The organism is Rhizobium sophoriradicis (genome assembly GCF_025200795.1).
In the GTDB taxonomy this organism is placed as follows: Bacteria; Pseudomonadota; Alphaproteobacteria; order Rhizobiales; family Rhizobiaceae; genus Rhizobium; species Rhizobium sophoriradicis.
Window position 1 is genome coordinate 388,929 of record NZ_CP104153.1, and the last position, 21,129, is coordinate 410,057.

Annotated in this window: 19 protein-coding genes; 9 read left to right on the forward strand and 10 right to left on the reverse strand. The window is 61.7% G+C overall.

What is annotated here, in order from left to right; genetic code table 11:
* The first annotated feature begins 109 nt into the window (after nt 1–109).
* Nucleotides 110–1,612 carry a glycerol kinase GlpK gene (glpK, locus tag N2597_RS23850; protein WP_106796914.1) on the forward strand — a complete coding sequence of 501 codons (1,503 nt, stop codon included), beginning with the start codon at nt 110–112 and terminating at the stop codon, nt 1,610–1,612.
* Between the two features lie 86 nt (nt 1,613–1,698).
* On the opposite strand, the gene N2597_RS23855 is transcribed toward glpK, so the two are convergent.
* The 5 genes from N2597_RS23855 to N2597_RS23875 all read right to left on the reverse strand — a co-directional run bounded on the left by N2597_RS23855 (nt 1,699) and on the right by N2597_RS23875 (nt 7,324).
* The gene (locus N2597_RS23855) at nt 1,699–2,541 is read right to left on the reverse strand and encodes an alanine--tRNA ligase-related protein (protein WP_106796915.1); all 843 of its coding nucleotides are present in this window, start codon (nt 2,539–2,541) and stop codon (nt 1,699–1,701) included.
* 197 nt (nt 2,542–2,738) lie between these two features.
* Nucleotides 2,739–3,725 carry a 4-hydroxythreonine-4-phosphate dehydrogenase PdxA gene (pdxA, locus tag N2597_RS23860; protein WP_106796953.1) on the reverse strand — a complete coding sequence of 329 codons (987 nt, stop codon included), beginning with the start codon at nt 3,723–3,725 and terminating at the stop codon, nt 2,739–2,741.
* Between the two features lie 30 nt (nt 3,726–3,755).
* Nucleotides 3,756–4,889, reverse strand: a complete 1,134-nt coding sequence (locus N2597_RS23865) for an iron-containing alcohol dehydrogenase (RefSeq protein WP_106796916.1) — start codon at nt 4,887–4,889, stop codon at nt 3,756–3,758.
* 330 nt (nt 4,890–5,219) lie between these two features.
* Nucleotides 5,220–6,407 (reverse strand): sialidase family protein, encoded by a 1,188-nt coding sequence (locus tag N2597_RS23870; RefSeq protein WP_183595808.1) that lies wholly within the window; start codon nt 6,405–6,407, stop codon nt 5,220–5,222.
* Nucleotides 6,408–6,418: 11 nt separating this feature from the next.
* The gene (locus tag N2597_RS23875) at nt 6,419–7,324 is read right to left on the reverse strand and encodes a dihydrodipicolinate synthase family protein (protein WP_183595810.1); all 906 of its coding nucleotides are present in this window, start codon (nt 7,322–7,324) and stop codon (nt 6,419–6,421) included.
* Between the two features lie 323 nt (nt 7,325–7,647).
* Here N2597_RS23875 and N2597_RS23880 point away from each other — a divergent pair, with 323 nt between their 5' ends.
* The 7 genes from N2597_RS23880 to N2597_RS23910 all read left to right on the forward strand — a co-directional run bounded on the left by N2597_RS23880 (nt 7,648) and on the right by N2597_RS23910 (nt 15,180).
* Nucleotides 7,648–9,285: an ABC transporter substrate-binding protein gene (locus N2597_RS23880; protein WP_183595812.1), complete on the forward strand. Its 1,638-nt coding sequence runs from the start codon at nt 7,648–7,650 to the stop codon at nt 9,283–9,285.
* A gap of 133 nt (nt 9,286–9,418) precedes the next feature.
* Nucleotides 9,419–10,375, forward strand: a complete 957-nt coding sequence (locus tag N2597_RS23885; RefSeq protein ID WP_085739127.1) for an ABC transporter permease — start codon at nt 9,419–9,421, stop codon at nt 10,373–10,375.
* 2 nt (nt 10,376–10,377) lie between these two features.
* Complete coding sequence (locus N2597_RS23890) at nt 10,378–11,337, forward strand: ABC transporter permease (RefSeq protein ID WP_040112849.1); 960 nt, start codon at nt 10,378–10,380, stop codon at nt 11,335–11,337.
* Complete coding sequence (locus tag N2597_RS23895; protein WP_096763280.1) at nt 11,334–12,341, forward strand: ABC transporter ATP-binding protein; 1,008 nt, start codon at nt 11,334–11,336, stop codon at nt 12,339–12,341. Before N2597_RS23890 ends, N2597_RS23895 begins: the two co-directional genes overlap by 4 nt.
* On the forward strand, nt 12,341–13,333 hold the full coding sequence (locus N2597_RS23900; RefSeq protein ID WP_096763281.1) for an ABC transporter ATP-binding protein: 993 nt from the start codon (nt 12,341–12,343) through the stop codon (nt 13,331–13,333). Before N2597_RS23895 ends, N2597_RS23900 begins: the two co-directional genes overlap by 1 nt.
* Nucleotides 13,330–14,394: a four-carbon acid sugar kinase family protein gene (locus N2597_RS23905; RefSeq protein ID WP_106796920.1), complete on the forward strand. Its 1,065-nt coding sequence runs from the start codon at nt 13,330–13,332 to the stop codon at nt 14,392–14,394. The genes N2597_RS23900 and N2597_RS23905 overlap by 4 nt, the downstream gene beginning before the upstream one ends.
* A 21-nt stretch (nt 14,395–14,415) precedes the next feature.
* Complete coding sequence (locus N2597_RS23910) at nt 14,416–15,180, forward strand: FadR/GntR family transcriptional regulator (RefSeq protein ID WP_183595814.1); 765 nt, start codon at nt 14,416–14,418, stop codon at nt 15,178–15,180.
* Nucleotides 15,181–15,214: 34 nt separating this feature from the next.
* Here the strand turns inward: N2597_RS23910 and N2597_RS23915 are convergent, their stop codons facing one another.
* From N2597_RS23915 to N2597_RS23935, 5 genes are all read right to left on the reverse strand, one after another.
* Nucleotides 15,215–15,523: a HigA family addiction module antitoxin gene (locus N2597_RS23915; protein ID WP_106796921.1), complete on the reverse strand. Its 309-nt coding sequence runs from the start codon at nt 15,521–15,523 to the stop codon at nt 15,215–15,217.
* 28 nt (nt 15,524–15,551) lie between these two features.
* Nucleotides 15,552–15,830 (reverse strand): type II toxin-antitoxin system RelE/ParE family toxin, encoded by a 279-nt coding sequence (locus tag N2597_RS23920; protein ID WP_096763284.1) that lies wholly within the window; start codon nt 15,828–15,830, stop codon nt 15,552–15,554.
* Nucleotides 15,831–15,968: 138 nt separating this feature from the next.
* Nucleotides 15,969–16,232, reverse strand: coding sequence for a hypothetical protein (locus N2597_RS23925; RefSeq protein ID WP_106796954.1), 264 nt, complete (start codon nt 16,230–16,232; stop codon nt 15,969–15,971).
* A 72-nt stretch (nt 16,233–16,304) separates the two neighbouring features.
* The gene (locus N2597_RS23930) at nt 16,305–16,832 is read right to left on the reverse strand and encodes a DUF4142 domain-containing protein (protein WP_106796922.1); all 528 of its coding nucleotides are present in this window, start codon (nt 16,830–16,832) and stop codon (nt 16,305–16,307) included.
* Between the two features lie 103 nt (nt 16,833–16,935).
* The gene (locus tag N2597_RS23935) at nt 16,936–18,918 is read right to left on the reverse strand and encodes a protein-L-isoaspartate(D-aspartate) O-methyltransferase (protein ID WP_106796923.1); all 1,983 of its coding nucleotides are present in this window, start codon (nt 18,916–18,918) and stop codon (nt 16,936–16,938) included.
* A 274-nt stretch (nt 18,919–19,192) separates the two neighbouring features.
* On the opposite strand from N2597_RS23935, the gene N2597_RS23940 reads away from it, so the two are divergent.
* Nucleotides 19,193–21,088 (forward strand): APC family permease, encoded by a 1,896-nt coding sequence (locus N2597_RS23940; protein WP_040112856.1) that lies wholly within the window; start codon nt 19,193–19,195, stop codon nt 21,086–21,088.
* Nucleotides 21,089–21,129 lie beyond the last annotated feature (41 nt).

Consider the following 21,129-nt stretch of genomic DNA (forward strand, 5'->3'; position numbering starts at 1 on the left):
TCCTGCCACCGGCGACAAGCCGGTGGCACCTACAATCTTTTTCTCCTGAGGCCTTCGCGTCCTGCCCTTCCGGGCAGGCGGAGCGGTTTCGCGTGAGCCGGAGACGGATATGAGCGGCTATATTCTTTCGATCGATCAGGGCACGACGTCTTCGCGCGCGATCATCTTCAACGGCGACATGAAAATGGCAGGCTCCGCTCAGGCGGAGATCACGCAATACTATCCGCACCCCGGCTGGGTGGAGCACGACGCTGCCGAAATCTGGCAGTCCGTCGTCGATACGATGCGCAAGGCGATCGCTGATGCCGGCGTGGATGCCGCCGCGATCGCAGCCGTCGGCATCACCAATCAGCGCGAAACGGCAGTCGTCTGGGATCGCAAGTCCGGAACACCGCTTTACCGCGCGATCGTCTGGCAGGACCGGCGCACGGCGGAAATGTGCGATAGCCTGAAGGCCGATGGATATGAGAAGCTGTTTTCCGCCAAAACCGGACTGCTGCTCGACCCGTACTTTTCGGGAACCAAGCTGCGCTGGCTGCTCGACAATGTCGATAGGCTGCGCGAGAAGGCCGAGGCGGGCGAGGTCTGTTTCGGCACGATCGACAGCTGGTTGATCTACAAGCTGACCGGCGGCCGCGTGCATGCGACAGATGCAACCAATGCATCGCGAACGCTGCTCTACAATATCGATGACGGCGCTTGGGACGAGGAACTTCTCGGCATTCTCGGCGTCCCGGCCGCCATGCTGCCCGAGGTCAGGGAATGCGCCGATGATTTCGGCCGCATCGACAAAGCCTTGCTCGGCGCCGAGCTTCCGATCTTCGGGGTCGCCGGCGACCAGCAGGCGGCGGCGATGGGCAATGCCTGCTTCGAACCCGGCATGATGAAATCGACTTACGGCACCGGCTGCTTCGCCCTGCTGAATACCGGCCGGGATCGAGTTTCCTCCGCCAACCGGATGCTGACGACCATCGCCTGCCGCCTCGACGGCGAGACGACCTATGCGCTCGAAGGCTCGATCTTCATCGCCGGTGCCGCCGTGCAATGGCTGCGCGACGGCCTTGGCATTATCGGCCAGGCGTCGGAGGCAGGGGTGCTTGCGGCCAAGGCGGATCCCGGGCAGCAGGTCTATATCGTCCCCGCTTTCACCGGGCTCGGCGCGCCTTATTGGGATCCGGCTGCGCGTGGTGCGATCTTCGGCCTGACGCGCAACAGCGGACCGGCGGAATTCGCCCGCGCCGTGCTCGAATCCGTCGCCTATCAGACGCTCGACCTGCTCGTGGCGATGAAGAGGGATTGGGGCGCCAATCAGTTGGAGACGGTGTTGCGCGTCGATGGCGGCATGGCGGCTTCCGATTGGACGATGCAATGCCTCGCCGACATGACCGGAAACCCCGTCGACCGCTCGGCGATCCACGAGACGACGGCGCTCGGGGCCGCCTGGCTTGCCGGCTCGAGGGCCGGTATCTGGCCGGGCAAGCGTGAATTTGCCAAGGCTTGGGCCTGTGATCGACGTTTCAGCCCCGCAATGGCGGAGACAGAGCGGCAGGCCAAGATCATCGGTTGGAAGAATGCCGTCTCCCGGATGATCTCGGACACTTCGGCGGGATAGCCGAGACGGTGCAATGCGGATCGCCGCGGGGCATCTACGGCGGTGGCAAGGCCTCCCGGGTTCAATTCCGGGAAGCCTCATCCCTGCTACTCGATGATCTCCTCGATGTCGGAGAGATCAATGCCGTGGGTGTCGAACCACCATTCCGCCCCCTTGTCGCAATAGCGATCGCGCAGGCGCAGATACTTGGCGCCGAGCCGCTTCTGGCGTTCGACCTCTTCCCCGAAGAACGGATGGTCGAGCGTGCCGCCCATCCTGTGGATACGGCGGAGCAGTTTGCGCAGAACATATCCCTGCTCCTTATTACCCGGCCGATATCCGCTTTCTACGATCGTCATCACCGTCTCGCGCAATGTCTCCAGCGCATCGGCCGGCGGCGTGCCGTTGACGATCATATCGAGACGCTCCGCGCCGAAGCCGACATCGATACAGCTTCCGAGCGGATTGACAATGTTCCCGATCTCTATGCCATGCTTGTAGAACTCGGTGCAGTATCCGCTGATGCTGCCATCGCTCCAGATGCATTCGGCATCTGCAACGATGGGTACGCGCCCGCCATAGAGCGGCGTCCATTCGATCAGGCGGTCTGGATGCATCGTTACGTGATCCGGCGCCAGACCGAGCGTTCCGAGAAACGCGAGCCAAAAATCGATGGCGTCGCCGACGGTCATTTCCCTGAAGGAGAAAAGCCCGAGCATGGTGAAGTGGAGGAAGTGAGTTCCGTCGCCGATCTCGTCGAGGTCGCCCAAGCGCAGGCAGGCCTGGCTGTTTGCGACTGTTCCGCTAAAAGAAGGATCGGAGAAGAGAGGCTTGTATTGCTGCATGCCAGCGCTGCAGAAGAGCGTCGTATCGTCATGCGGCCGTACGGATTCGATGCGTGTGAAGTCGATGCCCTTGGAAAGGCAGAAGTCTTGATAGTGCTGGATCAGGCGTCCCGCGGTGTCATAGGCAACCTCCTTTGCTGTTCGTGCCCGCTACAACATAGCGATGTCACGCCTGTGCGGCAATCTTCTGCGGCCAGCAGCCACGCCGTTCTATCACCGCGATCTGTTCGGCATGTGACGAGGCGAAGTAAGAGATCCCCGTTCCCGCGAGGCGTGGCCGCCGCTCCTTCGGAATAGGGCGATTACGCGTCCCGCCGCGGTGAGCTCGCCATCAGCCGGGCATAGGCGATGGCCGAGAGCATGTTGACGTGATTGGCCTTGCCGGTGCCGGCGATGTCGAAGGCGGTGCCGTGATCGACCGAGACGCGGTCGATCGGCAGGCCGAGCGAGACGTTGACCGCCGTCTCGAAGGCGACGAGCTTGATCGGGATGTGGCCCTGATCGTGATACTGGGCGATGACGAGATCAAAGGCGCCGTTATAGGCGCGAGCGAAAACCGTATCGGCCGAGATCGGACCGACGACGTCGATGCCCTTGGCCTGCGCCTGTTCGACCGCCGGCACCAGGAATTCCATGTCCTCGGTGCCGAACAGGCCGTTTTCGCCGCAATGCGGATTGAGGCCGGCAACGGCGATGCGCGCCTGTTTGCCGATACGCAAGAAATGATTGTGGCCGGCCTCGATGGTCGCCAGCACCCGCTCGGTCTTGGCCCGTTCGATCGCGCCCTTCAGCGAGATATGGGTCGAGACATGGATGGTGTTCAGCCGCTCCGAGGCAAGCAGCATGAAGGAGCTCTTTGAGCCGGTGAGATGGGCGAGCAGCCCGGTATGGCCGTCATGGTGATGGCCGGCTAGGTTCATCGCCTCCTTGTTGATCGGCGCGGTGACGATGACATCGGCTTGACCTGACATGGCGAGATCGACGGCGCGAGTGATATAGCGCACGGAAGCGTCGCCCGCGACCGGGCTGACCTTGCCGATCTCGGGCAAAGCGGCGGCGAGTGGGACTTCATCGACGGCGATCCTGTCGTCGCTGGCGGCGTCGGCAGAACCGAATTTCAGCGCGGTGCCGCTGACGCGGTCGGCGCGCTCCAGCGCTTCGACATTGCCGACGATGACGAAATCGCGACGCTCCTCCTTCGGAAGGGCTGCCAGTGCCTTGACGATCACCTCGGGGCCGACGCCGGCGGGATCACCGAGCGTCACGGCGACTTTTGCATTCCTGTCCATCATCAAAGTCCCTTCTGAAAACCCTGTCGCCTAGAAAGCGGCCGCATAAATCGAGCGAATGTCGGCGCGGGTGAGATCGCGCGGATTGTTATCGAGCAGACGGCGGATGGCAAAGGCGTCGTCGGCCATGGCGTCGAGATCGCTTTCCGGCACGCCAAGGCCTGACAGTTTCATCTCGATGCCGAGCTCGGCGCAGAAAGCATAGGCCGCATCGAAGACGGATGTCGTGTTGTCCGAGGTTTGACGCCCAAGCGCTTCCATCACCGCTTTCGTCTTCCCCGGTGCAGACGGCGTGTTGAAGGCGAGAACATGCGGAAAGATCAGCGCGTTGGCAGCGCCATGCGCCACATGCCAGCGGGTGCCGAGGGGATAGGCAAGCGCATGACCGCCGGCGGTGTTGACCGGGCCGAGGCAGAAACCGCCGTAAAGCGAGGCGAGCGACAGGCCGGCGCGCGCTTCGGCGTCGTTTCCGTCTCTGACGGCGCGGGCGAGATATTTGCCGACCAGCCGCGTTCCCTCAATTGCATAGATATCGACCATCGGATGAGCCTTGCGGTTGGTGAAGGCCTCGACGCAGTGGGCCATCGCGTCGACGCCGGTGGCGGCTGTGGTTCGGGCCGGCACGGTGAAGGTGAGCGCCGGATCGATGACGGCGATGTCGGCCAGCATATGCAGGCTTTCGACTGCGAGCTTGGCCATCGTCCTGGGGTCGGTGACGAGCGCGCGGATGCCAGCCTCGCTGCCGGTGCCCGATGTCGTCGGCACCTGGGCGAGCGCTGCCTTGCGCGGTCCATGCACCTTGTTCGGGCCGACGACCTCATGCAGCGTCTGCGCCGAGCCGGCAAGAACGGCGGCGAGTTTTGCCAGATCCATGGCGCTGCCGCCGCCGAAGCCGACGATCAGCTCGGCGTCAGCGCCGTTGGCCGCCGCCAGGACTTTTTCGAGGTTGGCCGTATCCGGCTCCGGCGTCACGTCGGCAAAGACCGTCACCTCGCCCTTCAATTCCAGCAGGTCGATGCGCGCGGCATTGAAAGCGTCGGAGATGACGAGCGTGCGCCTGAAACCCTTTTCGGCAGCCCATTTGCCGAGCTTTGCCGCCATGCCGATGCCGAATTCGATCAGATGCGGCCGAACGATGGTGATAGGCGAATCCAAGCTGGCCATGAAGTCCTCCTGCAGGATCTTGCGGCGATAATGTCAGCCCATTTATTGTAAAGTTGTAAGATCAATGTCAAGCAGGCATTCCTGGCTCGGGGAGATTTTATCACCGGCATGGCCGGTCCAACCGATCGACCTGAAAATATCTATGTGAAAACAGATACTTATTGAAAGGATGAATGAAGCGTCAATTGAAAGGTTAGCCGCTATCACGCCGTGGCGGAGAGCCAAAATTGTTGTCAAATCCCGGCGCGAGCCGGCCAATTTCCTGATGTCCCGCATACTCTCACGCAAGGATCGCAAAGCCGATTTTACAATTCCAGGCCGGCAGCTTGCTTACGGCAGCGCTTGCGGGGCGAGCCGCACATATTTGATGGCGCGCCGGTAATAGGTGTAGGCGACATGGAGCGTGCCATCGCTGCCCTGGACGACCGAGGGGTAGGAGAATTCGCGGTTCAGCGAATCCTTCGAATTGTTGCTGAGGCAGAAGCCGTCGCCGGTATCGAGATCCATGCGCTGCGGAAAGGTCCTGCCGCCATCCCTCGAGATCGCCAGGCTGAGCGGCGCGCGCGGAACACCCCAGACCGCCTTGCGGCCGGCATCGGCAACGATAGCAGCGCTCTCTCCAGCCTCGTCACCCTCGATTTCATCGTAGAGAGACTGGCGTCGCGCATCCGACATCGTCGCATTCGAATGGTTGTAAACCATTGCAATCATTCGATTACCCAGAACGGTGGCCTGGATTGAGGAGTTGTTGTTCGGCAGTTCGGTGGGCTCGGGCGGGCTCCAGCTTTCGCCGCCGTCCGCCGATCGGCTGGAAAGTATGGTTTCGGCGAAACGATTGCGGTAGAAGGCGACCATCTCGCTGCCGCCAAGCGGCAGGATGTTCATGTGCACGGCGCCGAGACTGTCCCAAATATCGACCATTTGCCAGTTCGTGCCGCGGTCACGGGAGATCAGCACCGCTGCCGTATCGGCATCGCCGCTCCAGCGTTGGCCCGCAAGGCCGACGCAGCGGAAGATCGGCAGCAGCCAGTCGCCGCGGTCGTTGACGACAATCGGCTGGCGGACGAAGGTACCGGGGCTGTCGCAGAGGATCTGGACCGGGCCGAATGTCTTGCCGCCGTCATCGGATATCCGGCATTTGACAATCGAGCCATCCTGGTTGCCGGAGGTCTGCGATGTGTAGAGCAGCCATATCCTTCCGTCCGGAGCGTTGAATATCAATGGGTTCTGCTCGGATTTCTCCGGATCGTCGCTCATCTTTTCCGGTTCCGACCAGCGATCGGAGCCTGGCGCCAGCCGCGACATGTAAATCGAAATGTCGCCCATGCCCTCCATCGTGCCGCCGAACCAGACGCAGGTCAGCGTCCCGTCCGGCAGAAAGGCGAGATTTGCTGCATGGTTCTGGATGCAGGGCGAGGGCAGGTAGGCGTCGGCGCGGCCTGCGACGGAGGGGTGAGGGGTGACGGCCCCGGTCATCAGAGCAGGGACGGCTTCCGGAGGCAGGCCGGTAAAACGCATGGCGGATCTCCTCAGGACAATTTGGCGTAGCTATTGGCGAGTGCGGCATAATCCGCCTCGCTCAGCGGCATCATCGGCGCGCGCGTGCGCTTCCAGGCGGGATTGCCGGTCTTCAGCCCGATCATTGCCTTGATGGTCGGGATCTGGACGTAGGAGTTGGAAAGCGTGCGATAGGCGTTGATGCGCGCCTGCGCCGCCTCGACATCGGCGGCGCGCGCCTCGTCATGGACATGGTCGTAAACGGTGCGAAGCGAATCTGCCACCAGATTGGAGGTGGCGGTGATGCAGCCGGCGCCGCCGGCCTTCATCAGCGGCAGCAGCAGCGGATCGGCGCCGGCCAGGACAGAAAAGCCGGGATGAGCGGCGATGATGGCCTGCATGTTGTTGAAATCGCCGGACGATTCCTTGATGCCGACGACGGTTTCCGGGAAGGCCGCAATCAGCCGGCCGATCAGTGGAATGGACAGCGGAATGCCCGAAACCTGCGGGATATGATAAAGGATGACCCGCAGGCGGGTGTCGGCGACCTTTTCCAGCACTTGCGAATAGGCAGCGAAGAGGCCGTCGTCGGAGACGCCCTTATAATAAAAGGGTGGCAGCATCACCACTTTGGTGACGCCGAGCGACAGCGCGTGCCGTGTCAGTTCCACGGTCTCCGGAATGGCGACGACGCCGGTGCCCGGCAAAAGCCTGTCGGCCGGAATGCCGGCCTTCACAGCCGCTTCCAGAATGGCGCGCCGCTCATTGCCGGAGAAGGAATTGGCCTCACCGGTCGTGCCGAGCAGGGCCACGCCATGACATCCCTCGGCCAGCAGCTGCCGGCAATGGTCGGTGAAAAGCGCGAAATCCGGCGTGTTGTCAGCCGTCAGCGGCGTTCCGGCCGCGCTGAAGACGCCGGTGATCCTGTGATAGCTCATTTCTCCTCCTTCGGTGCGCCCTGGCTTGCCGATCCGTGTCCGAACCGCGCGACTGCGCCCGATTGTCATGCATCTGCCTGCGATGGAGTGCTAAGAACTTTTCCATTGTGGCGCTTTTGTCAAGAAGACAAAAGGGATTAATCTGAAAGCGAAAATTTATCTGATTGTAATTCTTCATATTTTTTGAAAGATAAATTTTGTTCGAATGAAAATCGCGGATTTTTGTTGACATATTTACAATAACGAGAGAACGATAGACGACGGATTGTGCTGCGCCTGGCAGCGCAGGGAGAGCGCTGCCGATTTCACCTGGGAGGAATGACATGTCTTTTGATCAATCGGATAAAACCAATTTATCGCGCCGCAACGCGCTGAAGCTCGGCCTTGCCGCCGGCGTTGGGCTGACGGTGCTCGGGATGAATGCCCGCATCGTGCTGGCCGATGAAGGCCAGGTACTGAAAGTCGCCCATCCGGCATTCGACCAGGATTGGTCGCCGCTGCGCGGCGGTGGCAGAACGTTCCGCTGGAACTCGATCTGGTGGGCTTCGCCGATGTATTTCGACAGTCAGGGCAATATCAAGCCCTACGTCTTCACCAGCTGGGAATCCGCCGACAACACAGTCTGGACCTTCAAGATCGACCCCAAGGCCGTCTTCTCCGACGGCAGCAAGATCACCTCTGCCGACGTCAAGGGATCGTGGGAAGTCGCCTCGATGCCGAACACCAAGAGCCAGCGCGCCGACCAGGTGCTGAGCAAGGTCAAGGGTTATGCGGAAATCGCCGCCGGCTCCGGCAACGAGCTGACCGGTGTCGCGACACCCGACGAGGGCACGGTCGTGGTGACGCTGGCTGCTGCCGATCCGATCTTCTTCATGCGGCTCGCAAATCACATCGCACCGATCACCAAGGCCTCGCAGTCGCGCGGCAGCGACGGCGAGGAAATCATCGATTGGTACAAGCCGGAGAACAAGCCGGTCTTCTCCGGCCCGTTCAAGCTGACGAGCATCGATATCGATGCCGGTAAGATCACCTTCGAGCCGAATGAGAACTTCTTTGGGCAGAAGCCGAAGCTTGCCCGCATCGACATCACCTCGATCGAGGATAATGTCACCGCCACGTCGCTGATCAAGTCGGGCGAGTTCAACGCCCATACCGAGCTCGTCACCTCGACGATCATCCAGGATCTCGGCGCGGAATTCTCGGCCGGCCCGCTGATCCCGACCAGCCAGCACTTCTGGTTCAACATTTCCCGCGCGCCGATGGACGATCCGAAGGTCCGCCAGGCACTGATCATGGCGGTCGACCGCGACGGCCTGTTCAAGGCGTCCTATCCGGATGGGCCGCACAAGAAGGCCGACCAGATCCTCAACTCGGTTCCCGGCGCCGACAATTCCGGCTTCGAGGCCTTTCCCTATGATCCGGCAGCCGCAAAGAAGCTGCTTGCCGAATCGAGCTATGGCGGGCCCGAGCGCCTGCCGAAGATCCTGTTCGTCGGCATTTCGGCGCCGGCCATTCAGGCCGCCGCCCAGTTCATTGCCGAGCAGTGGCGTCAGAACCTCGGCATCACGGCCGTCGACATGAAGCCGCAGCAGGACTCCTATGCCGGTCCGGATCAGAACTCGGTTCAGATCTTCCGCGACGACGTCGGCACCCGTGTCCCGGACGCCGTCTCCTATCTCACGGGCAGCATTGCCTCGACCTCGTCGAACGCGCAGAACAAGCTTGGCGGATACAAGAACGACAAGGTCGACAGCGCCCTTGCCGAAGCGGCGACCAAGGCCGCGGATGATCCGCAGCGCGTTGCTCTCGCCCAGGAAGCCCAGAAGGCATTCCGCGAGGATTGGGCCTTCATTCCATGGTATTCTCAGGCGATGTCGCGCTGGGCCATCAAGGAGGTGAAGGGACTCGAGAAGAACCTCGACTGGCAGATCGCCGAGCCCTGGAACATTTCCATCGGCTGATTGGGCCTATCGTTTCTGACAATGAGCGCGCGAGGGCCGCAAGGCCTTCGCGCAAGTTTCAAGAAGAAGAGATGCGAACCGCCGGGCTTCTGCAAAGGGCGGGAACGCATTGCACAACAGGTGGGAGGTGGCCTTGCTGCGCTACGTGCTAACACGGTTTGCCATCTGGATTCCGTCCGTTCTGGTGGTGATGCTGGCCGTCTACGCGCTGGCTTTCTACGGCGCCGGCGATCCGATCAAGCTCATCTTCCTGCGCGCGCCTGGTGACGTCGCCTATAATCCGCAGCGCATCGAAGCCATCCGTGAAAGTGCTGGCCTCAACAGGCCCTTCATCGAACAGTTCGGCCTTTACATCTGGAACCTGCTGCACGGCCAGTTCGGCAATTCGCTGACATCGGGCCGCGCCGTCTGGGCGATGGTCTCGGCTGCCGCCCCGGTCTCGTTCCAGCTTGCCCTCTGCGCCATCATCCTGACAGCCCTCGTCGCAATTCCGCTCGGCATGATCGCAGCGCTGAACCAGAATTCGCGCCTCGACTACGCCATTCTGGGCTCGGCGCTCTTCCTCTGGGCGATCCCGGCCTATGTCGCAGGTCCCTTGCTGATGGTCGGCCTGATCGTGCTCTTGCCGGGCGCAAGCGTGCCTTATGGCTGGGGCGGCGTCTTCGATGTCCGCATCCTGCTGCCGCTGCTCGTGCTTTCCTTCCAGCCGATCGCGCTGATCGTGCGCCAGACCCGTGCTGCCGTCATCGAGGTGCTGTCGGAGGATTTCGTTCGCACCGCCCGCGCCAAGGGCGTGCCCGAGATTATCGTGGCGCTGCGCCATATCCTGCGGCCGGTGCTGACGCCTGTGGTGACGCAGCTCGGCCTGATCATGATCACCATCGTCAACGGCGCGATCTTCGTCGAACTCGTCTTCGGTCTGCCGGGCCTCGGCCGGTTGACGGTGCAGGCGCTGATCAATTCCGACTACCCGGTCATCCTGGCGATCACTCTGATCGGATCGTTCCTGGTGATGGTGTCGAACTTGCTGGTGGATGTGCTGTATCCGCTGCTCGACCCCCGCGCCAATGATTCAAGAAGGAGCCGCTGACCGTGTCCGCAATCCCTCTTTCCACCCCTGAAACGATCGAGGAACCGCCGGTCAGCCTCTGGCGCGACGCCTGGCATCGGCTGAAGCGCAACAAGCTTGCGGTATTCGGCCTCGTTGTCGTGCTGCTCCTCGCATTCACCGCGATCTTCGGGCCGTATCTCACGCCCTATGATTATCTCAGCCAGGATCTCAACGCCCGCAATGCGCTGCCGTCGATTAGCCACCTCTTCGGAACCGACGACCTCGGCCGCGACGTCTTCAGCCGCGTGGTCTTCGGCACGCGGACCGCTTTCCTCGTTGCCGTCATCGTCACCTTCTTCGCGGTGCTGATCGGCCTGACGCTCGGCGCCGTCGCCGGCTTCTTCGGCAATCCCTTCGACCGCGCCATCATGTGGCTGACCGACGTGACGATGTCGGTGCCCAACCTGCTGCTCGTCGTCGTCATCAACGCCTCGCTAAAGTCGCCGATCACCCGCTGGATGGAGGCGCGCTACCTCGAGACCCTCAATCCCTTCTACCGCCAGACGATCTGGGTGGATTTCATCCTCGTCTTCGGGTCGATGGCGCTGATCTCCTGGCCGCCTTACGCGCGCCTGGTGCGCGCCCAGGTGCTGTCGATCCGCAGCCGACCCTATATCACCGCCGCCCAGGCGCTCGGCCTGTCGAATTGGGTCATCATCAAGCGTTATGTGGTGCCGAATGCGCTCGGGCCGCTGATCGTTTCGGTCAGCGCCGGTCTCGGCACGGCGATGGTGCTGGAAAGCGCCTTCAGCTTCCTTGGGGTCGGGGTCAATCCGCCAACGCCGAGCTGGGGCAACATGATCTCGGACGGCCTTCGCGTCTGGCAGCATTATCCGCATCTTCTCGCCGCTCCGGCGGCCGTGCTCGGCCTTGCCTCGGTTGCCTTCAGCTTCCTCGGCGACGGCCTCAACGACGCGCTCAATCCGCGGGGCAGTAAATGATGGACACCCAAAACAGAGAACGCCTGCTCGATGTCAGGGGCCTCACCGTCGAGATCGACGGACGCAACGGCCCGGCCGTCGTCGTCGACGGCATCGACCTCCATGTCGACAAGGGCGAGACGCTCGGCGTCGTCGGCGAATCCGGCTGCGGCAAGAGCCTTACCATGCTGAGCCTGATGCGGCTCCTGCCGAACAAGATCAAGGTCGCCAAGGGAACGGCCACCTTCGCCGGCCGCGACCTGCAGACGATGTCGAATGCCGAGCTGCGCAAGGTGCGCGGCGGCGATATCGGCTTCGTCTTCCAGGATCCGATGACGTCGCTCAATCCGGTCATGCGTGTCGGCGACCAGATCTGCGAACCGCTGATCTATCATCGTAAAATGAAAAAGGCGGAGGCTCGCGCCCGCGCCGTCGAGCTTCTGCGCCTCGTCGGCATTCCCGGCCCGGAAGAGCGGCTGCAGGCCTTTCCGCATGAACTATCAGGCGGCATGCGCCAGCGCGTGATGATCGCGATCGGCCTTGCCTGCAACCCGAAGCTCCTGATCGCCGACGAGCCGACGACGGCGCTCGACGTCACCATCCAGGCCCAGATCGTCGATCTGGTGAAGGATCTGCGCGCCAAGCTCGGCATGTCGGTCGTCTGGATCACCCATGATCTGGCATTGATCGCCGGCCTCGTCGACCGTGTTGCCGTGCTCTATGCCGGCACGGTCGTCGAGGATGCGCCGGTTGACGAACTCTATGCCCGCCCGAGCCATCCCTATACGCGCGGCCTGCTCTCCTCGATCCCCAAGCTCTCCGATCCACCGGCAAGCCGGTTGAGCTCGATCGGCGGCACGCCGCCGGAGCCCGGCCGCCGGCCAAAGGGCTGCCCATTTGCGCCGCGCTGCCCCCTCGTCGAGGCGATCTGCCACGAGAAGGTGCCGCGGCTCGAACCCTTGAGCGGCAGCAGCAACCATCGCGCCGCCTGTTTCGTCGTCCAGAGAATGCAGGAGGCCGCGTGATGGCTGCGCAACCGCTGCTCAAGGTCGAAAACCTGGTCAAGCATTTCCACGTCAAGCTCGGTGCCTTCGGCGAACGCTCGGCCACCGTCTATGCCCTCGACAATGTCGATCTCGACATCATGGAAGGCGAGACGCTGAGCCTCGTCGGTGAATCCGGCTGCGGCAAATCGACGACCGGCTTCACCATCCTCAACCTCTACAAGGCGACCAGCGGCAGGGTCGTCTACAAGGGACAGGATCTCGCCACGCTCGACGAGAAGCAGATGCGGCCGTTCCGCCGCGACCTGCAGATCGTCTTCCAGGATCCCTATTCGACCCTCAATCCGCGCATGACCGTGGGCGAGGCGATCGGCGAGCCGATCCTCTTTCACAAGCTTTGCACCAAGGCCGAGCTGAAGGACAAGGTCGCGGCGCTGCTCACCGATGTCGGCCTGCCCACACGGTTTGCCCAGCGTTATCCGCACGAGCTTTCCGGCGGCCAGCGCCAGCGCGTCGTCATCGCCCGGGCGCTCGCCTGCCAGCCGAAATTCATCGTCTGCGACGAGGCGATCTCGGCGCTTGACGTGTCGATCCAGGCGCAGATCATCAACCTGCTGCTCGATCTGCAGGAGAAATACGGCCTGACCTATCTCTTCATCGCCCATGACCTCGCGGTGGTGCGCCATATCAGCACCCGCGTCGGCGTCATGTATCTCGGGCGGCTCGCCGAGCTTGCGACCCGCGAGGAGCTCTTCGACAATCCACTGCATCCCTATACCAGGGCGCTGCTGTCGGCCGTTCCCGAGACCGATCCGGAACATGAGCGCACCCGCCAGCGCCAGATCCTGCAGGGCGATGTGCCGAGCCCGCTGAACCCCCCATCCGGCTGCCGTTTTCACACGCGCTGCCCGATCGCCATGGATGTCTGCAGCAAGGTCATACCCGTCTGGAAAGAAGCCAAGCCCGGCCATCTCGTCGCCTGCCACGCGGTCAATACGGAAGAGATCGCATGACGCTGAAGGCCGCGATCATCGCCGACGATCTGACGGGGGCGCTCGATACCGGCACCCCCTTCGTTGCGGCCGGCCTCTCGGTCGCAGTCGCCGTCGATGTCGGAGCGGCGCAGGAGGCGATCGCCACCGGCTGCGATGTCGTCGTCGTCAATACCGCCTCGCGCGCACTTGGCGAGCGCGATGCCGCCGAAAAGGTCCGATCGGCGGCGAAGGTGTTTCGCGACGTGAAGCCTGCCGTCGTCATGAAGAAAATCGACTCCCGGCTGAAGGGAAATGTCGCGGCGGAAAGCCTGGTGCTTGCGGATGCGCTCGGCCTGAAGGATATCCTCGTAGCGCCCGCCATTCCCGACCAGGAGCGCCTGACCTACCGTGGCTGTGTCGTCGGCCGCGGCGTCAACAAGCCGCTGCCGATCGCCGATCTGTTCGAGAGCCGCTCGGACAATGTCATCGTTGCCGACGCCGCGGACGATGCCGATCTCGATCAGATCGTCGCGGGTCATGTCTGGCTGACGACGCTCGGCGTCGGTGCGCGCGGCCTCGGTGCGGCCTTCGCCCGCCGGCTCGGCGAAGCCGGGCGGCGGCCGGTGACGGAATTTACGCCGACCCCGCGCACGCTGTTTGCCTTCGGTTCGCGCGATCCGATCACGTCAGCCCAGATGAACCGGCTCGAAACCTCCGGCGCCTTGCGCATGGTGGTGGACGCGCCGATGGGGCAGATCGAATGCGGCGAGGGCCTGGCGTTGCCGGTGCTGCTGCGCTGTACCGGCGACATGGCGGCCGATGCGGCCCTCGTCGCCGGTGACTTTGCGGCAGGTGTCAAAAGGGTGATCGACGATACGCGGCCCGATATGCTGATGGTCGGCGGCGGCGATACGGCGCTGGCAATCCTGCATGCGCTTGAGGTGAAGGTGCTCACGCCGAAGGGCGAAATCGAAGCGGGTATTCCGTGGTTCGATGTGACGGCCAACGGCGGGCGGCCTTTTCGGTGTGCCGTCAAATCGGGGGGCTTCGGTAAGCCGGATAGTTTGTTAAAGCTGGTTCTTCGGAATCAGGCGGCATAAGATACCGTCGGGGAGAATGACGTGACTGAAGCAAATGGCGAATCTTTGAACGCGGAAGCCGGCCCGCCGGGCAAGCCCGAACGCGGCAAGGCCGTCAAGCTGGTCGATCGCGTCTTCGACCAGCTGCTCGAGCGGATCCGCGGCGGAAACTATCCGCCGGATTCCCGCCTTCCCGGCGAACACGAACTTGCCTCGATGCTCGGTGTTTCCCGACCGATCGTCCGCGATGCGCTCGCGCGCCTGCGCGACCAGGGCATCGTCTATGCCCGCCAGGGGGCAGGCACCTTCGTCAGTGCGCATGGATCGCCGACGGCCCAGCTTGCCTATTCGCCTGTTAAGACCATTGCCGATATTCAGCGCTGCTACGAATTCCGCCTGACGATCGAGCCGGCCGCCGCCTATTTCGCCGCCAAGCGCCGCAATGAGCAGGCGATCCAGAAGATCTCCAATGCGCTTGCCGATTTGCGCGAGGCGACAAGCCACCAGCTTCACCGCACCGATGCCGATTTCATCTTCCATCGCGCGGTGACGGAGGCTGCCAACAACCATTATTACACCGCCTCGATCGATGCGCTGAAAGCCCATATCGCCGTCGGCATGCATCTGCACGGCCTCTCTTTGCTCGGCCCTCGTCAGGGGCTCGAACAGGTCTATGAAGAGCATAACGCCATCTACAAGGCGATCGCCGACGGCCGGGCCGACGACGCGCAACGGCTGATGAAGGCGCATCTCGAGGGCTCGAGGGACCGGTTGTTCGAGGGCAGGGTGCTCGACCTGTCCTTCTGAGCGTGCATCTCCCGGAAGACAAGCGCGCCTTTGCTCAGGCTGCCCGGATCGTCGGGATGCCTGAGACGTCAACTTCGCGTTCGGCGTGCCAGGCATCATATGCGGCCTGCATGCGCAGCCAAATTGCAGGGCCGTCACCGAACAATTTCCCGAGTCGGGCAGCGACATTGGGCGACACCGGCTTCTTCTCGTTCAGAATATCGTAGAGTTGCTGACGCGAGATACCGAGCAGCTTGGCGATGTCCACCTTGGTCTTTCCAGTTGCCGGGATGATGTCCTCAAGCAGTGCCCCAGGGTGGGAGGGGCAGCGGGTTGTCGGCCTCGTAGTTTCATACACGGGCATCGGATGTCAGTCCCCAGTCCGAGCCGCCTCAATGATACTGCTCGAAATCGACTCGGGCGGCATCGTTGCCATCGAATTCGAATGTGATGCACCAGGGGCCGTTGACATGAACGGTATACCGGGTGGGATTGTGACCCTTGAGGGCATGGAAATCGAACCCAGGCAGGTTCATGTCGTCTGGCTTTTCGGCTTGTTCCAAGCGGTCAAGTCGGATCAGAATGCGCTTCTGCAGCTTGGCGTCGATCTTTGCGGTTTTGCCGATCTCGAAAAGATCTGCAAGAGCTTTGCTTCTGAACGACTTAATCATCGTCGATGTGTAAGTGTTTAGCTGACACCTGTCAACGATTAAATGACAGTCCGCGTGCCGAATTCCGGCCAGTCGAGGAGATGGGGCGCAGGCCGATAAGCTCGTCGCTGGGCTGATGATCGCTCCGCCGGTCGGTTGCTATTGCCTGAGGCGGCCCCAGGACGGATCCCACGCAACGCCTTCGACAAGATCGACGAAGATGGGGGCGTTGCCGCGATGGTTTTCCGCCAGCTTGAACGCTGCCTCAGGTTCCATTTCCTCGCCGGGAAAGATCGTATCGTCCTGATCCGTATCTGCGACCTTGCGGACATATCCTCTGATCTGGTTCCCCGATCGATAGAGCTTGACGATCAGCGAGCCGGCCGGGACGGCGCCTGCGGAATACCTGACATATTCGTGCATATCTTCCGCCTCTTCCTGGGTTCTCAACGCCTCCGGCCGATCCTCGTTGCCTTGGGCCATGGGGTCTTCCGGCTATTTATTAAGTTCTTCGGCCATCTGGAGATGGTGTTCCAGCGCAGGCCGCGTGCTTGCCGCCCACGCCTTCAGTTCCGGATTATCGCCTTCGTCGCCGTAGCGCTTGAAGAGATCGACCGCGTCTTCGTGGGCAGCTTCCTGATCCGCGTGATATTGCTTGTTGAAATCGTCGCCCTTGAGGCCGTTCAGCTTGTCGAGCATGCTTTGCTGATCCGAGGTCATTGCGTCCGGAAGGGTCGCTTTGACCTTGCCGCCCGATACCAGCGCCTTTAGTTCCTCGCTGGTTTTCTGGTGCTCGGTCAGCATTTGCTGCGCAAAGGCTTTTGTCGCTTCATCGCCGCGTTCGACCGCGAGCTTGCTGGAGGCGATTTCGAACATGTCGCTTGCCGCCGCCTCCTTGACAAAATCCTCCGTCTTTGGCGGCACGCCCATCAGGGAATTGACGCCGCTCTTCTCAGCCGCCGATTGCGCGAAAGCAGGAACGGCAAGCGAAAGGGCGAGCGAAGCGATAACAAAGCGTTTCATACTGATCTCCTGGGTTGGTGATCCGCTAAACTTGCGGATGCGCCGAGAGTTCCCGGCTTCGCACGTGAGACTGATCTCGGCTGCTTCGATGGAGGTGCCGGGCCTAGAAACCGTAAGGGAAGGTTTCCTGATCGCCCTTCCCGGACTGCTGAGCGACAAGCGGTGACAGCGCGTGCGTTTCGTCGAACCAGATGAAGGCGTCGTACTGCCGCGACAGGGATGTCGACATGTAGTGGCTCAGCCGTTCGGATTCCGGCCTGTAGATCACCCCGATGAAGCGCTGAAGTCGCTGTTCGACCAGGCTTGCGTGCAGTTCCTCATCGGCCTTGAGGTCGAGGAGAAATTGCGGCTTTGCGGCGTCGTGACATAAGCGCTCGTAGCTCTGCGGGAGCGACGGGTTGAGTTGCTTCCTCTCCGGCCGCCCGTCCCAATCGTCGGCGGCGATCACTTCGCCGCAATGTGTTCCCAGTCCGATCAGGCTTGTCATCCCGGCGAAACGCTGCCGGCACAGCTGACCGAGGCTGAGTTCGTCGCGAGCGGTTGCCATGTCTGTGTAGCGGGCGTCGCCGATATGTGAGTTGTGAGCCCAGATGATGATCTTTGCCGCTGGTCCGTGAAAGTCGAGAAGGTGCTCGACCGTGTCTGCCATATAAGAGTCGCGCAGGTTCCAGGCTTCGGCACCGCCGTAATACATGACGCGATAATATCGTTCGGCGGCGGCGAGCAATCTTGCGGACTGGACGGCGTTCAGAAAGTCATCGTTGTCCGAGGCCGCGTCATTCAGCGATCGGGCCAGAAGTTCGGTGCATTGCTTCAGCACCGCATCCTCGCATGATCTGTAAGCTTCGGTCAGCACGGCCCGACCATAAGTGGCGGGATTGCTCTGCCAGGGGCTGAGGCAGCCGTAGCGCTCCCTGGCGATCTTGGCTGTCTCCGGACTGACATTTTCGAGATAGTGAAGGACGGAGCGGATCGACCCCGACATGTTGTAGAGATCGAGGCCATAGAACCGCACCGGATCCTTTTGCGATGCCTTGCGCCGTTCGTTTTCCTCCTTCATCCAGCCGATGAACCGCGAAAACTCCAGATTCCGCCACATCCACCGGGGAAAACGGCTGAATGGCTCGCCGTCTGTCGGTCTCTGGCCATTGATCCAGTGGTCGATTGCGGAAGCGTCCGGCCAATCCGCTTCGACTGCAATCAGATTGAACCCATGATGTGCGATCAGATGCCGGCTGATGGCAGCCCGCGTCTCATAAAATTCGGCCGTGCCGTGGCTGGATTCCCCAAGCAGAACAATGCGGCTGTCAGCAAATCGATCGAAAAGGGTGGCAAAGCTCTTGTCCTCGATCGATGAAAATTCTTCCGCCGCTGCCGAGATCAGTTTGCTGGGTACTTCTTCCGTGGGCGACGACAGGGCTGTTGCGGTGTACATTGGATGGGCCGCGGTCCAGGCATCCTCGCCGATCAGCGGGACGAAGAGCACGCCGCCCAAATCTTCCTCCTCGAAGGTGGCCGGCCCCGTGCGTGTGATGCGTTTCAGGCGCTGTTCCTCGCCGCCGCCGACCGGGATGATGAGCCGCCCGCCGAGATCCAGCTGCTCCTTCAGAGCGGCCGGCACCTCGGGTGCGCCAGCGGAAACGATAATCGCATCGAAGGGAGCAGCTTTGGCCCAGCCTTTGCTGCCATCGCCCACCCGGACGTCGATATTGCGATAGCCCAGCTTTTCAAACCGTTCTCTGGCCTGAAGCGCCAGCCGTTCATGGCGCTCGACGGAATAGACGTGTCGCGCGATCCGGCTGATGAGGGCAGAGGCGTATCCGGAACCGGTTCCGACCTCGAGAACCTTGTCACCCGCATCCAGATCGGCCTTTTCGATCATCAGGGCAACGATGAAAGGCTGCGAGATTGTCTGACCCTCGCCGATCGCCAAGGGCGCATCCTCATAGGCGAACTCCTCGAAGCCCGGATCGACGAATTTTTCGCGCGGCACCATGCGCATTGCCCTGGTGACGTTTTGATCATGGATGCCGCGGCCCACGACGTGATGTTCTACCATGTGGTCTCGGATGCGGGTCATATCCATGGGATTACCTCCACTCTCGAAGACAACAGCCGAAAGCAGGTGGTTGTTCCGAAGCAGCCGGACCGCAGGTCTGGCTATGGCTTAGGCTCGTTTCAGCCATGGTCTCCGCCGGCGACCGTACCGCCGCGCCCGTCAGAGCGGCATTGATTTGCGCGCGTCGGAGGATCGCTCCCGGCCGTCCTGCCTCTCGGTCACATCTTTCCATGACTTTGCCTCGGGAACCGTGGCGGTCTCCCGTTGTTGGTTATCGCTCAGCCTGGATAAGGAATAGAAATTGAACCTCAGCACCCTCATGTTCGGTCGGCGTCTTGCCAACCGCGAGCACGAAGACAAGAAAATTGGTTGGGTCGAAGCCGTGCCCGCGATTGGACTCGATGGCCTGGGATCGTCCTCCTACGGCCCGGAAGCAGCGCTCACCGTTCTCATTCCACTCGGTGCGCTCGGCCTGGTTTATATCGGCCCGGTGATGGGCTGCATCGTCGCTCTGCTGGCGATCCTCTATTTCTCCTACAGGCAGACGCTTGCGGCCTATCCGACGAACGGCGGCGCCTATGTGGTGGCGAAGGAAAATCTCGGGGAATATCCGAGCTTGCTTGCCGCCGCGGCGTTGATGATCGATTACGTCCTGAATGTCGCGGTTGGCGTTTCTGCGGGGGTCGGGGCGCTTGTCTCGGCAATACCGAGCCTTCACCCCTACATCGTGCCGCTCTGCCTCGCGATCGTCTTCGTCGTCATGCTGGCCAACTTGCGCGGGACGGGGGAGGCCGGCTGGCTGTTCGCACTGCCGACCTATCTGTTCATCATCTGCTTTTTGGGTGCGATCGCCTATGGGCTGGTCGGACTAGGCCTGGGGGAGAAGGCACCGGTCGTCGCGCCGCCGCCGCTCGGCCCGGCGGCACAAGGCGCAACACTGTGGCTCCTCATGCATGCATTTGCCAGCGGTTGCACGGCTATGACCGGCGTTGAGGCTGTTTCCAACGGAATGGGCTCGTTCAGGCAACCCGTCATGCGCAACGCCTATTTCACTCTTACGATTATTGTCGTTGTTCTCGGTTTGCTGCTTGGCGGTGTCGCGACCATCGCCACCGCCTTTGAGATCGGTGCAATGGATCAGACGAGAGAAGGCTACCAGAGCGTGCTGTCGCAGCTGCTTGCCGCCATTGCCGGCCACGGCGCCTTCTATTATATCGCCATGGCAAGCCTTCTGAGCATCCTTTGCCTTTCGGCCAATACTAGTTTTGTCGGCTTTCCCCGGCTCTGCCAGATGGTCGCCGCCGATGGTTATCTTCCTAAGGCCTTTGCTCAGCCGGGGCGCCGGCTGGTGTTTACCGCGGGCATCCTCTTTCTCTCCGGCTTCGCCGCGCTACTTCTTATCGCCTTCGGAGGGATTACCGACAATCTGATACCCCTCTTCGCGATCGGGGCCTTTTTGACGTTCACGATCTCTCAAGCCGGTATGACCCAGCATTGGCGCCGCCGGTCCAGGCGGTATGGCGCAAAGCTCGCGATAAATGCGGTCGGCGCGGTTTCGACTGCAGCAGCGCTAGTCATCATTCTGATCGCAAAATTTGCCGAGGGTGCATGGATCACCCTGGTTGCTGTTCCCGTAGCCATAGCCGTTTTGAAGATGATCAAGAGCTACTATATCTCGCTTCAACGCGAACTGCGGAAGCCGGGTCCGATCACCCTCGAAGATATCGAGCCGCCGACGGTTCTCGTTATAACCGAAGCATGGAACAGACTGAGCGAACGCGCCATTAAATTTGCCCTGACCATCTCGCCTGATGTCGTTGCGGTTCATTTCATCCGTCTTGGCGGACCTGATCGGGAGGAGGGCGAAAAGGCGCTCCGCGAGAAATGGCGCATCGACGTCGAAGAGCCGATCGCCGCATTGGGTTTGAGACCGCCGCGGCTCATGCTCATCCCTGCTCCCTATCGGCAATTGCACCAACCGCTTCTGCGGCTGGTCGAAAAGCTGGATGCGGACAGCCCGGAAAGGCGTGTCGCGGTTCTCATTCCCGAAACCGTCAAAGATAGATGGTGGCAGAAGCTTCTGCACATGAACAGGGCAGGGCGGCTACGGACAAAACTCGTCAAGCTTGGGGGGCCGCGGCTGACTGTGGCCACGGTTCCCTGGCGGTTATATCGGGAAGAGCCGCCGCCAGCATGAGGACCTTTCGTTCGTGTCGTCCGGGGAACTTAGTGTGAAGA

Bases quoted from the DNA above. Each gene is read 5' to 3' on its own strand.
- glpK (WP_106796914.1), top strand. From the start codon at position 110: ATGAGCGGCTATATTCTTTCGATCGATCAGGGCACGACGTCTTCGCGC.
- N2597_RS23930 (WP_106796922.1), bottom strand. From the start codon at position 16,832: ATGAAACGCTTTGTTATCGCTTCGCTCGCCCTTTCGCTTGCCGTTCCT.
- N2597_RS23935 (WP_106796923.1), bottom strand. From the start codon at position 18,918: ATGGATATGACCCGCATCCGAGACCACATGGTAGAACATCACGTCGTG.
- N2597_RS23915 (WP_106796921.1), bottom strand. From the start codon at position 15,523: ATGCCCGTGTATGAAACTACGAGGCCGACAACCCGCTGCCCCTCCCAC.
- pdxA (WP_106796953.1), bottom strand. From the start codon at position 3,725: ATGGACAGGAATGCAAAAGTCGCCGTGACGCTCGGTGATCCCGCCGGC.
- N2597_RS23920 (WP_096763284.1), bottom strand. From the start codon at position 15,830: ATGATTAAGTCGTTCAGAAGCAAAGCTCTTGCAGATCTTTTCGAGATC.
- N2597_RS23900 (WP_096763281.1), top strand. From the start codon at position 12,341: ATGGCTGCGCAACCGCTGCTCAAGGTCGAAAACCTGGTCAAGCATTTC.
- N2597_RS23880 (WP_183595812.1), top strand. From the start codon at position 7,648: ATGTCTTTTGATCAATCGGATAAAACCAATTTATCGCGCCGCAACGCG.
- N2597_RS23865 (WP_106796916.1), bottom strand. From the start codon at position 4,889: ATGGCCAGCTTGGATTCGCCTATCACCATCGTTCGGCCGCATCTGATC.
- N2597_RS23925 (WP_106796954.1), bottom strand. From the start codon at position 16,232: ATGCACGAATATGTCAGGTATTCCGCAGGCGCCGTCCCGGCCGGCTCG.
- N2597_RS23905 (WP_106796920.1), top strand. From the start codon at position 13,330: ATGACGCTGAAGGCCGCGATCATCGCCGACGATCTGACGGGGGCGCTC.
- N2597_RS23875 (WP_183595810.1), bottom strand. From the start codon at position 7,324: ATGAGCTATCACAGGATCACCGGCGTCTTCAGCGCGGCCGGAACGCCG.
- N2597_RS23870 (WP_183595808.1), bottom strand. From the start codon at position 6,407: ATGCGTTTTACCGGCCTGCCTCCGGAAGCCGTCCCTGCTCTGATGACC.
- N2597_RS23895 (WP_096763280.1), top strand. From the start codon at position 11,334: ATGATGGACACCCAAAACAGAGAACGCCTGCTCGATGTCAGGGGCCTC.